This is a genomic window from Dermabacter sp. HMSC08H10 (assembly GCF_001807585.1).
Taxonomy (GTDB): Bacteria; Actinomycetota; Actinomycetes; order Actinomycetales; family Dermabacteraceae; genus Dermabacter; species Dermabacter hominis.
In genome coordinates, this window is sequence record NZ_KV789425.1 from 1 (window position 1) to 12,039 (window position 12,039).

The window sequence follows — 12,039 nt, forward strand, 5'->3', positions numbered from 1 at the left end:
GACACACTATTGAGATATCAAACAACACACGCACACCCCAGTTGCCCCATTTTCGTGGGGCTCGCGAGGAGCTGATGTTCGCCGGAAGTTCACTCGACCTCTCGGCGCGAGTCACTAGCTTAGCAACCCTTTCCGACCCGGTCAAGTTGACTCACCGTGTTCCGCGCCACTCTTTACCGGATGCTCACCCGGGGTTTGTGCTCGGTCTTCACGGCGGCCACTTTCGGCCGCGGTTGGAAGTCGAATTTCTTCGGCTTCGCGAACCAACGAACAAATACACTACGCGACCCCACCCCCCTGGTCAAGCCACAAAGACGCCCGCGTGCTCACCGCCACAATGCACAGCGCCTGCGGCCCTCAGCGAGGGGGCAGCAGGCGCTAGATAGGCGAGTTCAGCAACGGTTCACCGCGTGCTCAACGTGCAACTTTCACCATGGCGGCATTCTTCTTGCCGCGCCGCAGCAGCAGGTAACCACCGGCAAGCAGGGTGTACGCGCCTAGCTCGGTCTCAAGAACGTCGACGTCGCCCGCAATCTTTTCGCCGTTGACCGAGAGGCCCCCTTCCTTGAGTGCCCTCCGCACTGCGCCGTTCGAGTTCAAAAGCTCGGTAGCTGTAAAGGCCTCGACGATGCTCGCCGTCGCGGGAAGCTCCACACACGGAAGCTCCCCTGCGATCACAGCAACCGTCGGATCATCGAGCTCACGCACATCCCCGCGCCCAAACAGCACCGATGCCGCCGACTTCGCCTGGGCCGTGGCCTGCTCGCCGTGAACGAGGGTCGTCATATCGTCCGCGAGAAGCTTTTGCGCCGCACGTTCATGCGGGCGCTCGGCCGTTGCCGACTCGACCGCTGCAATTTCTTCCTCGGGACGGAACGTAAAGTAGCGCAGGTACTTGAGCACGTCGCGGTCGTCAGCTCCGAGCCAGAACTGGTGGAAGGCATACGGACTCGTGAGCTCGGGATCGAGCCACACGGCGCCGCCCTCGCTCTTACCGAACTTCGTTCCATCGGCCTTCGTCACGAGCGGGGTCGTGAGGGCATGCGTTTGCACGCCTTCGACCTTACGGATCAGCTCTGCACCGCCAACGATGTTGCCCCACTGGTCGTTCCCGCCATACTGAAGCGTCACGCCGTAGCGTCGGTACAGCTCAAGGAAGTCCATCGCTTGGAGAATCTGGTACGAGAACTCGAGGTAGCTGAGGCCCTCTTCGGAGTTCAGGCGTTTCGCGACAATTTCCTTCGACAGCATCGTGCCCATGCGGAACTGCGAGCCGTAATCGCGAAGGAAACTCAAGACGTTGAGATCCTTGGTCCAGTCGTAGTTATTGACCATCGTGACCCCGAATTCGCCTTCGGGATCGAGGAAGCGCTCAATCTGGCCGCGGAGCGACTCAACCCAGGTCGCCACGATGTCGGCCGAATTCATCTTGCGCTCGCCCGACATGCGAGGATCACCCACGAGGCCCGTAGCGCCGCCGACGAGGGCGAACGGCTTGTTGCCCGCGAGCTGAAAGCGGCGCATGGTGAGAATCTGTGTGAGGTGCCCAACGTGGAGGGAGGACGCGGTCGGGTCAAAACCGCAATAGAGCTTGATCGGGCCCTCGTTTGCTGCGGTGCGGATCGCCTCGATCCCGGTCGAATTCACCAGCAGGCCACGCCATTCAAGCTCGTCAACGATGTTGACCATCGTGCCTCTCCATTCCTTTCGTCAGGGCGGCTCTCACACGCCGCGCATCCTCTCCACAGTAGCGCACGCCCCTAGAGAGGCTTCGCGAACTCCCGCAGTTCGCTCGAGGTCACTTTTGCGTGTCGAAGCTGGGTCGCGACGCTTTTTCGCCCCGTTCCCCCTTTCGAGGAACGCGAGTCGATCGATCCGAGGGTCGTGAGAACGCCGCGCACCTCGGGCTTGAGCGAGGGCGAGACCGACGCGAGATCCTCGTCGCTCAAGTCCCACAGTTCTTCGCCTCGCGATTCTGCGAGTTGGACGCATCCGCCGGAAATCTCGTGAGCCTCGCGGAAGGGAACTCCCTGGCGCACGAGCCATTCGGCGATATCCGTTGCCAGGGCAAAACCGCGCGGCGCGAGATACGCCATTCGTTCGGTGTTGAAGGAGAGGGTACGCACCATGCCCGCGAATGCCGGCAGAAGCAACTCGAGCTGGTCGGTCTGATCGAACATCGGCTCCTTGTCTTCCTGCAGGTCACGGTTGTAGGCAAGGGGCATCGCTTTGAGAGTTGCGAGCAGCCCGGCGAGGTCGCCGATGAAGCGGCCGGCCTTGCCGCGCGTAAGCTCGGCGACGTCGGGGTTCTTCTTCTGCGGCATGATCGATGATCCGGTCGAATAGGCATCGTCCAGGGTCACGAAGTCGAATTCCTTCGTGTTCCACACGATGATCTCTTCAGACAGTCGCGAAAGGTCGACTCCGAGCATCGTGAGACACCACGAGTACTCGGCGTACACATCGCGCGCGGACGTGCCGTCAATCGAGTTTTCGCTCGCCGCATCAAAACCGAGTTCGACCGCGACTGCCTCGGGGTCAAGCCCAAGTGACGATCCCGCGAGGGCACCCGAGCCGTAGGGCGAGATCGCTGCGCGCGCGTCCAGGTCACGTAGCCTCTCGATGTCGCGCATGAGCGGCCATGCGTGGGCGAGAAGGTGGTGCGCGAGTAACACGGGCTGGGCGTGTTGAAGGTGGGTGCGGCCCGGCATGGGAGCCTCGGGGTATTCCGACGCTTGCTGGATGAGCGCGTCTACGACATCAAGCGTGAGTGCCGCAATCACGCGGGCGTGGTCGCGAATATACATGCGCCCAAGGGTTGCGACTTGGTCGTTGCGTGAACGGCCCGCGCGAAGCTTCCCCCCGAGGGCCGGGCCGGCGATTTCAAGAAGGCCTCGCTCGAGGGCAGAGTGGACGTCCTCATCGCTCACGTGTGGCGTAAACTCCCCGGTTTCAACGCGCCGCCCGAGCTCGTCAAGCGCCGCGAGCATGTCGCGAAGCTCGCTCTCACTCAAGAGCCCCGCGCGTGCAAGGACGCGCGCGTGCGCCTTCGAGCCGCGAACATCGTACGGCGCGAGGCGCCAGTCGAAGTCGGTGGACTTGGACAGGGCAGCCATGACGTCGGCGGGACCGGAGGCAAAACGCCCGCCCCACAGGGCGACGCGCTCGACGGACTCCTCCGGCGCATCTGTGCGCCTGTGTACCTCGTGTGTATCGCTCACGTCTCTCACTCCTCGCTAGCGCCGACGTTAGCCTCGAGGGAGGGTGCGTTGCCGAATTTTTCATCGCGAGCCGTTGCCTGCTTCGAGCCGAGACCGTAGATCTCAATGAAGCCTTTCGCATGCGATTGGTCGAAGGTATCGCCTTCGTCGTAGGTCGCGAGATTGAAGTCGTAGAGACTGCTGTCGCTGCGGCGACCGGTTACCGTCGCGCGGCCGCCGTGCAGGCGCATGCGAATCTCGCCACTCACGTAGCGCTGGGTGTCGTCGATGAAGGCCTCGAGCGAGCGCTTGAGAGGGCTAAACCACTGGCCGTCGTATACGAGATCGGTCCAGCGGTCCTGCACCTCTCGCTTGAAGCGCCCCTGCTCGCGCTCGAGGGTCACACGCTCGAGTTCGCGATGCGCCTCGATGAGCGCCATCGCTCCCGGGGCCTCATAAATCTCGCGCGACTTGATACCTACGAGACGGTCCTCGACGATGTCGATGCGGCCAATTCCCTGAGCTCCAGCACGGCGGTTCATCTCCTGGATCGCTTCGAGCGGACTCACTGCACGAGAGTCGATCGCGACCGGGATGCCGCGCTCGAACGTCACGACGAGCTCATCGGAGACCGGTGGAAATGCCGGGTCATCCGTGTAGTTGTACACGTCTTTCGTCGGCTCGTTCCAAATATCCTCGAGGAACCCGGTTTCGATCGCGCGTCCCCAAACGTTCTGGTCAATGGAGAACGGGTTGTGCTTCGTCGTGGTGATCGGGAGGTTGTTTTTCTCCGCGTAGTCGATTGCCTTGTCGCGAGTGAGTGCGAGGTCTCGCACGGGTGCGATGCACTGAAGTTCCGGGGCGAGCGAGGTAATTGAGACCTCGAATCGCACCTGGTCGTTACCCTTACCGGTGCAGCCATGCGCGACGGTGCTCGCACCGTATTTCTTCGCGGCCTTCACGAGGTGTTTTGCGATCACGGGGCGCGAAAGGGCGGAAACGACCGGGTACGCGTCCATGTACAAAGCGTTCGCTTTGAGGGCGGGCATGCAGTATTCGCTCGCGAACTCCTCACGTGCATCGGCGACGTATGCTTCGACGGCTCCGCAGTCCAGCGCACGCTTGCGGATTACTTCGAGGTCTTCACCTCCCTGGCCAACATCCACCGCACACGCGATGACGTCAGCGCCCGTGGCATCGTGGATCCAGCCGATAGCCACGGATGTATCGAGACCGCCTGAGTAGGCAAGAACGATGCGTTCTGTCATGGGTTTTTCCTCCTAGGTCGAGTGGATCGGGGTGGCTCGCATCCGTGTTCTACGTGTGGTCGTCGGCTGTTGCCCGGCGACCGTCGGCGAGCTCGCGCAGCGTAGCCGCGAGTTCGCGCCCCTGCGCTGCGCCGCGAGCGACGATGAGGATCGTGTCGTCTCCCGCAACCGTGCCGAGGATCGAGGGCAGCACGGAGTGATCCAGTGCGCTCGCGAGATACTGTGCAGCCCCGGGCGGCGTGCGCACGACCACCAGGTTGTCGCTCGCCTCCGCGCTCACGAGCAGCTCTTCCGCAAGGCGTTGAAGCCTCGCCGCGTAGTGTTCTTGCGAGGGTGGGCGTCGCAAACTGTGAACCCGCTCGCCTCCTTCGGGAGGAAGCATGTACACGAGAGAACCGGAGCTCGAACGCACCTTTTCGGCACGCAGCTCCACGAGGTCGCGCGACAGCGTCGCCTGAGTAACGCTCACGCCGTCTTTCTCCAAAAGCGCGAGAAGAGCGGTTTGCGATGTGACCTCGGTACGGTTCAGGATGTCGACGATCTTGCGTTGGCGCGAGATCTTGGTCTGCGGTTGCTGCGGTTGATCGCTCATCGATGTCCTTTCATGCCGAGGGGTCCTCGCGCGGGCGGCACACCGCGCACCGCCAAAGCATTCTATTGCAGTCGCATGCATGACTATACATAAAAAGCCTGAGCCCCGCCGCTCAATGCAAGCGACGGGGCTCAGGCCGACTGCTTACCCGCGAGGGGCGAAGTCCTTAGGCGCGCAGCTCACCACCCACGGCCGATTCAACCGCGGCGATGGCTCGGGCACGAATCTCGTCGATCTCGGCGCCCTTGAGCGTCTTCTCATGAGGCCTAAGTCGCACGGCGAATGCGAGCGACTTCTTGCCCTCAGGGACCTGGTCACCGCGGTATTCGTCAAAGAGGCGAACCTCTTCCGCAACATCGCCAATCCCCACGATGAGGGCCGCACGCACGGCCTCGGCAGGCGTGTCGTCATTCACGACGAACGCAAAATCTTCCTTGGCGATCGGGAACGTCGAGATCGGCTCCGCCGGCACCACGGCGGGTGCGGACTCAATCACGGCTTCGAGATCAAGCTCAAACGCAGCCGCGTTCTTCGGAAGACTGAACGCCTTGATGACCGCCGGGTGAAGCTCGCCGGCAATGCCCACACGCTCCCCCTCGATGGTCGACAGGATCGCCGTGCGACCCGGGTGGAAAGCACTCGCTGTTCCCTGTTCGACCACGAGTTCGGTACCGGCAGCGGCAGCGACGCGACGCGCGAAGGCAATCGCATCGGCCCAGTCCCATGCACGAGGCTTGGTCAACGGTCCCGCAGCAGTGATGGGGCCGCCCGCCACGAGAGCAACGTGGCGATCTTGCTTTGCGAGCGAGGAAGCGATCTCCTCCAACTCGGCATCGCTGGGACGTGAGGAAGCGCTCGGCAGCGGAACGCGTTCGCCTCGCTTTTCGAAAACGAGACCGGACTCGAAGACCGCAACCGAATCCTCGCCGCGCGCGAGATTGCGCTGGGCAACGGGAAGAAGAGTTTCGAGAATCGCCGTTCGCATGAGCGGTTCATCGTCAGCGAGCGGATTGAGCAGTCGCACCGCATTGCGCAGCGGAGAATCCTCCGGCAAACGAAGCTTCGCGAAAGCTTTGTCGTTCGTGAACGGGAAGCTCACGACTTCGGTCGCGCCCGCCTCAGCGAGGGCATTTGCGACCGCACGCCTCGCCCGCTGGGCGCGAGTGAGGCCGCGCCCGCCGGGGGCCGACGGCAGCCTCGACGCAATCGCGTCATAACCCTCGAGCCGCGCAGTTTCCTCGACGAGATCCTCGGGGATGCGAAGATCGCCGCGCCACGTGGGCGGAACAACCGTGAGAGTTTCCTCTCCGTTGTCTCCGCCGGCGGCGGAGGAAACGGTGCAGCCGATCTTCTCGAGCGATCCGACGACCTGCTCACGCGTGTATGCAACGCCCACAACACGCTCCGCGTAGTCAAGAGGCAGCGAAATTTCGGTCGCGACCTCCTTTCCGGCGCGCGCGTGCGTTCGGTTCGAGTCAAGCGTTCCACCGCCGTACTCGACGAGGAGCTGGGCGGCACGCCGGGCTGCAACCTCCACCAGCGCAGGATCGACCCCGCGCTCGCCACGCTTGCCGGCCTCGGACACGAGCTTGTGGCGGCGCGCGGTGCGCGCCTGAGTCGTCGGGTCGAAATGCGCAGCCTCAATCACGACGTCGACGGTCGAGGAGTCGACCTCGGTTTCGCTTCCGCCCATGACGCCCGCGAGCGCGACGGGACGTGCGCCGTGCCCGCCGGTCGAGTCCGCCACCACGAGGTCCTCGGGGTGAAGCGTGCGGGCCTTGTCGTCGAGAGTCGTGAGCACCTCGCCTTGCTTAGCGCGGCGCACCACGATCGGTTCCGTAAGCTTCGCGGCATCGAACATGTGCAGCGGCTGGCCGAGATCGAGCATGACGTAGTTGCCGACGTCGACGATGAGCGAGATCGGGCGCATGCCAGCGAGCGAAAGACGCTGCTGCATCCAACGAGGGCTAGGAGCCGAGGTGTCCACGCCGTTCACGCGCTGGGCGACATAGGAGGTCGCGCCGACGTTGCCGCGGATCGGGGCGTCATCTTCGAGGAGGACCTGAATGCCCTCACCGCTTGCCTCGGGCACCTCGATCTCAAGGGCGGGGTCGGTGAAGCGCGCCCCGGTCGCGTGGGAGTACTCGCGTGCAACGCCTCGCATCGAGAAACAGTAGCCGCGATCGGGCGTCACGTTGATCTCAACGACTTCCTCATCGAGGCCAAAAAGGGCGATCGCGTCATCGCCAGGCTTCGCTTCGATACCGTCGGCGATCCCGCGGCCGAGAACGATGATGCCGTCCTCGGGATCCTCGCCGAGGCCCAGCTCGCTGGTCGAGCAGATCATGCCGTCGGAAATGTGACCATAGGTCTTGCGTGCCGCAATCTCGAAGTTCCCGGGAAGAACGGTTCCGGGAAGTGACACCACGACGAGGTCACCTTCGACGAAGTTGTGCGCACCGCAAATGATGCCGCGGCTCGGCACTTCTTCGCCGGGCTGCGGATCTTTCGGGTTGTCGAGTGCTTCATTGTGCGCGTCGCCAACGTCGACGCGGCACCAATTGACGGTCTTACCGTTTTTGTGGGTTTCTTTGACGAGGTTCAAGACGCGGCCCACGACGAGGGGCCCCGTAACCTGAGCGCCAAAGATACCTTCTTCCTCGAGGCCGACGGAGACGAGCGAGGCTGCGACAGCCTCGGCGGTAGCGCCATCGGCAAGCTCAACGTGTTCGCCGAGCCATGAAAGGGGAATGCGAGGCATTGCTCAGATCTCCGTTCCGTAGTGCTGGGAGAAGCGCACGTCGCCCTCCACGATGTCGTGCATGTCCGTTACCGAGTTGCGCAGCATGAGGATGCGCTCAATTCCGAGGCCGAACGCGAAGCCGCGGTATTCACTCGGATCGATCCCGCAAGCGCGAAGCACAGCGGGGTTGACCATGCCGCAGCCGCCCATTTCAATCCAGCCCGTTCCGCTGCACACGCGGCACGCGGGATCCGCATCGGCATCGAGACCGTTCTTCGCCTCGCATTTGAAGCATCGGAAGTCCATCTCGGCGCTCGGTTCGGTGAACGGGAAGTATGAGGGTCGCAGACGCGTGATCGGCTTGCCGCCAAACAGAGCCTCGGCGACTTTGTCGAGCGTGCCCACGAGATCCGCCATCGTCAGATCCCGGTCAATCGCGAGCCCCTCGACCTGGTTGAACACGGGGGCGTGGGTGGCATCGAGTTCATCGGTACGGAAAACTTTGCCGGGGCAGGCGATGTAGAGGGGAACGCCGCGCTCAAGCAACGTGCGCGCTTGAACGGGAGAGGTGTGCGTTCGCAGCACCTGACCGCTTCCTTCGGGCGCCACGTAGAACGTGTCTTGCATCTGGCGCGCAGGATGGTCCTCGTCGAAGTTGAGCGCGTCGAAGTTGAACCACTCGGCTTCGATCTCTGGGCCTTCCGCGATTTCCCAACCGAGGCCAACAAATACGTCCGCGATGCGGTCCTGGAGGATTCCGAGTGGGTGGCGTGCACCGCGCGGAAGCCGGTCAACTGCTGTCGTGACATCCACGCGATCCTTCGCGAGCGCCTCGGCTTCCTCCTTCTCGGCGATCTCCTTCGAGCGCGCCGCGAGTGCCTGCTGCACGCGCCCCTTGGAACCGCCGATGAGCTTGCCAGCAGCGGCTTTCTTCTCGTTGGGTAGATCCTTAATGCCGCGGTTCGCGCGTGAAAGCGGGGAATCGTCCCCGACATGGGCGATGCGCACCTGCTTGATCTCGGCCGACGTCGTGGCCTCCGCAATCGCGGCGAGCGCAGAATCGACCGCGCGCGCGATCGCCTCCTCGCTCATGTCCACACTGTTCGTCACATCTGACACGAATTCTCCACATCCTCACGTTGACACAGCACGCGCGCATGCCCGCACTCGATCGCCGCTGGCATCGGATACATACGCGGGGTGCACGTTCTTTGCATTAGTAATGATACGTGGGCGATACGGTGGGGCTTGCACGCCCTCTCAGCGCAAAGCTCCGCACCTGGCGGCGCACGCGCACCCTTCCGGGCGTTCCCCCGCGCCTTGAACCGCGCGACAACAGAAAGGCTCCCCTCATGCCCACGACAGTCCAAGGACTCGTCTCCTTCGCCGCACATGAACCCGCGGAGGTCGTCGACATTATGATTCCCGAGCCCGGCCCGCGCGACGTGATCGTCGACGTGAACACGTGCGGGGTGTGCCATACCGATCTCGCCTACCGCAACGGAGACATCACCGACGACTACCCGTTTCTGCTCGGTCACGAGGCAACCGCAGTCGTAAGTGAGATCGGCGAGGATGTCACCCACGTCGAGGTTGGAGACACCGTCATCCTTAACTGGCGCGCCGTGTGCGGGCAGTGCCGCGCATGCAAAAAGGGCGAGCCGAAATACTGCTTCGACACCTTCAATGCCTCGAAACCGGTGACCCTCACCGACGGCACCGAACTCACGGCCGCCCTCGGCATCGGCTCCTTCGCCGAAAAAACCCTCGTTCACGAACTCCAGTGCACGAAGGTCGATCCCAATGCCGATGCGGCAGCCGTCGGCCTCCTCGGATGCGGCGTCATGGCCGGAATCGGCGCGGCGCTCAACACGGGCGAGGTCCAGCGTGGTGAGTCGGTTGCGGTGATCGGCGCGGGTGGCGTCGGACTCGCCGCCGTTGCCGGCGCAAAACTCGGTGGCGCCACCACGATCATCGCTCTCGACCTCGACGACAAGAAGTTTGACAAAGCACGCGCCCTCGGAGCCACCCACACGGTTGCCACGAAAGGGCTCGAACCTGAGGAGGTTGCCGAAAGAATCCGGGAGCTCACGGGCGGCTTTGGTGCCGACGTCGTCGTCGATGCCGTCGGTATCCCCGCCACGTACACCGCAGCCTTCTACGGGCGCGACCTCGCGGGGCGTGTTGTCCTCGTCGGCGTACCAAACCCGACCGCCGAAATCACGCTGCCCCTGATCGACGTGTTCAGTCGGGGCGGCTCCCTCAAGAGCTCATGGTACGGGGACTGCCTGCCCGAGCGCGACTTTCCTTACCTCGCTGATCTCTTCGCACAAGGCCGCCTACCCCTCGACGAATTTGTGAGCGAACGCATCGCGCTCACGGATGTCGAGGGCGCTTTCGAGCGTATGAAGGGCGGCACCATTCTCCGCAGTGTCGTGGAAATGCCACGCGCCTAAATCCAACCCTCACGCACATCACCGAAAAAGGACTTCACCATGAACCTCCGAATCGACCATGCCGTCACCGAGGGCACATTTACCCTCGACGGCGAGACATTCGACGTCGCCAACAACGTGTGGGTCGTCGGCAACGACGAGGACTGCGTCGTGATCGACGCTCCACACGACATCGACACCATTGAAAAGCTCGTGGGCGAGCGTACGCTCCTCGCGATCCTCTTGACGCATGCCCACGACGACCACGCGCGTTTTGCCCCTGAGCTCGCCGAGCGCTTTGACGCACCGATGCTCCTGCACCCGGGCGATAAGAAGCTGTGGGCACTCACCCACGGAGATCTCGAATGGGATGCCGACCTTGAGGACGGCGACGCTTTCAGCATCGCCGACCACGAGCTCAACGTCATCCACACGCCCGGGCACTCCCCCGGGTCGGTGTGCTACCTCCTGCGCAGCACCACCGAAGGCGAGCCCGATCAAGTGTTCTCCGGCGACACGCTCTTCGAAGGGGGCCCCGGCGCGACCGGACGGTCCTACAGCGACCGAGGGCAAATTGAAGACAGCATCCGCGAAAAGCTCTTTAGCCTCGACGACGCGACCATCGTTCACACGGGCCACGGCCCGGATACAACGATCGGCGCCGAGCGTGAGCGCGCGAAGGGCGACTGGCTCTAAACGCCCCTCACGCCGCAATTACCGCGAAGCGAGCTGGTCGAGGGTCTCCTCGACCAGCTCTTTTTCTCGCGCTCCATACGTGCCAGCGAAAGCGCTGAGCGCCTCTCTCCCCGGCGGCATACCGTGCGCGGCAGCACCCGCAACGCGCGCAGCGGCGACGAGCTGAGCAAAATCGAGAGCCTCCCCGAGCTCACGCCCCGCGACCACCGCGGTCACGAGCGCCGCCACGAGCGTGTCCCCCGCCCCCGTCGCATTCGCACGCTCGACGACAAACCCCGGCCTCTCGAGCACCTGACCGCGACCCGCATCGATCGCGACAAGCCCCTTTCGGCCACGAGACACCACGACGAGCTCCACCCGATCGGCAAGTGCGCGCGCGGCCTCGAGCGCGGAATCGGTACGTGTGTAGCGCTTGGCCTCCTCGTCATTTGGGCAAAACGCGTAGCAGTGCTCGAGGTGGCGCAAGATCGCCGGATCCCACGCGCCCGAGTCATCGTGGCCAACGTCGGCCCAGATTCGCGTGCCGCGCTCCCGCTCCGCCGCAAGCAGAGGCATGGTGTCGCGCTCGAGCGAGACCGTGAGGTGCTGCGCTTGCTCGGCAAGAACATGCTCGGTCGTCGCGAGCGGAGCGCTCGGCAGGCCCCCCGTGTAGAACATGCGATCGCCTTCGTACGGGATCGCCGCTGTACACGGAACATCCCAGCCAGCGCGCCTCACGCTCGCTCCGAGTCCCACACCGTCGGCCTCGAGCATCGGCTCGACGAGTCGGGAAATAGGCCCTTCACCAAGCTCGGTTCCGAGCGTGACGTCCATATCGAGCGCCGCCGCGGCACGCGCAACGTTTGCCGCGCCTCCAACAGCGAGGGCAACGGACTGCGTATGACACTCCTCGCCAAGATCCGGGAGCTGGGTGAAAGGCGTGAAAAGGACATCGAGGAACACAGGTCCCACGCATGCGAGATCACGAAGCGATAGGGTCGTGGGTGCCGCATCGTTGCAGGCTAGATCTTGATTCAGGTTCGTCACGTAAAAAGGCTATGGCGCGCACGGGCGCCCGTCAAAGACGCGAGTGCATCTCTCGCCGTCGTTCACACCACACCCATGA

9 protein-coding genes are annotated in these 12,039 nt (G+C 63.5%); 2 read left to right on the forward strand and 7 right to left on the reverse strand.

From position 1 onward, the window contains the following. Positions 1 to 414: 414 nt before the first annotated feature. The 6 genes from tyrS to pheS all read right to left on the reverse strand — a co-directional run bounded on the left by tyrS (position 415) and on the right by pheS (position 8,895). Complete coding sequence (tyrS, locus tag HMPREF3176_RS05735; RefSeq protein WP_070458881.1) at positions 415 to 1,689, reverse strand: tyrosine--tRNA ligase; 1,275 nt, start codon at positions 1,687 to 1,689, stop codon at positions 415 to 417. A gap of 71 nt (positions 1,690 to 1,760) precedes the next feature. Further along, entirely contained in the window at positions 1,761 to 3,221 is a 1,461-nt protein-coding gene (gene argH, locus HMPREF3176_RS05740) for an argininosuccinate lyase (protein ID WP_070458882.1), read from the reverse strand. A gap of 5 nt (positions 3,222 to 3,226) precedes the next feature. Then, entirely contained in the window at positions 3,227 to 4,468 is a 1,242-nt protein-coding gene (locus tag HMPREF3176_RS05745; RefSeq protein ID WP_070458884.1) for an argininosuccinate synthase, read from the reverse strand. 49 nt (positions 4,469 to 4,517) lie between these two features. Continuing rightward, entirely contained in the window at positions 4,518 to 5,060 is a 543-nt protein-coding gene (locus HMPREF3176_RS05750) for an arginine repressor (protein WP_070458886.1), read from the reverse strand. Between the two features lie 166 nt (positions 5,061 to 5,226). After that, positions 5,227 to 7,821, reverse strand: coding sequence for a phenylalanine--tRNA ligase subunit beta (gene pheT, locus HMPREF3176_RS05755; RefSeq protein ID WP_070458888.1), 2,595 nt, complete (start codon positions 7,819 to 7,821; stop codon positions 5,227 to 5,229). Between the two features lie 3 nt (positions 7,822 to 7,824). Beyond that, positions 7,825 to 8,895: a phenylalanine--tRNA ligase subunit alpha gene (pheS, locus tag HMPREF3176_RS05760; RefSeq protein ID WP_034374040.1), complete on the reverse strand. Its 1,071-nt coding sequence runs from the start codon at positions 8,893 to 8,895 to the stop codon at positions 7,825 to 7,827. Positions 8,896 to 9,155: 260 nt separating this feature from the next. Between pheS and HMPREF3176_RS05765 the strand changes: the two genes are divergently transcribed. After that, positions 9,156 to 10,259 carry an S-(hydroxymethyl)mycothiol dehydrogenase gene (locus HMPREF3176_RS05765; protein WP_070459189.1) on the forward strand — a complete coding sequence of 368 codons (1,104 nt, stop codon included), beginning with the start codon at positions 9,156 to 9,158 and terminating at the stop codon, positions 10,257 to 10,259. Positions 10,260 to 10,298: 39 nt separating this feature from the next. Then, positions 10,299 to 10,934, forward strand: coding sequence for an MBL fold metallo-hydrolase (locus HMPREF3176_RS05770; RefSeq protein WP_061212220.1), 636 nt, complete (start codon positions 10,299 to 10,301; stop codon positions 10,932 to 10,934). An 18-nt stretch (positions 10,935 to 10,952) separates the two neighbouring features. On the opposite strand, the gene HMPREF3176_RS05775 is transcribed toward HMPREF3176_RS05770, so the two are convergent. Then, complete coding sequence (locus tag HMPREF3176_RS05775) at positions 10,953 to 11,960, reverse strand: carbohydrate kinase family protein (protein WP_083286275.1); 1,008 nt, start codon at positions 11,958 to 11,960, stop codon at positions 10,953 to 10,955. Positions 11,961 to 12,039: the final 79 nt, after the last annotated feature.

Coding starts and splice junctions, on each gene's coding strand:
- tyrS (WP_070458881.1), bottom strand. CDS start 1,689: ATGGTCAACATCGTTGACGAGCTTGAATGGCGTGGCCTGCTGGTGAAT.
- HMPREF3176_RS05745 (WP_070458884.1), bottom strand. CDS start 4,468: ATGACAGAACGCATCGTTCTTGCCTACTCAGGCGGTCTCGATACATCC.
- HMPREF3176_RS05750 (WP_070458886.1), bottom strand. CDS start 5,060: ATGAGCGATCAACCGCAGCAACCGCAGACCAAGATCTCGCGCCAACGC.
- pheT (WP_070458888.1), bottom strand. CDS start 7,821: ATGCCTCGCATTCCCCTTTCATGGCTCGGCGAACACGTTGAGCTTGCC.
- pheS (WP_034374040.1), bottom strand. CDS start 8,895: ATGAGCGAGGAGGCGATCGCGCGCGCGGTCGATTCTGCGCTCGCCGCG.
- HMPREF3176_RS05765 (WP_070459189.1), top strand. CDS start 9,156: ATGCCCACGACAGTCCAAGGACTCGTCTCCTTCGCCGCACATGAACCC.
- HMPREF3176_RS05770 (WP_061212220.1), top strand. CDS start 10,299: ATGAACCTCCGAATCGACCATGCCGTCACCGAGGGCACATTTACCCTC.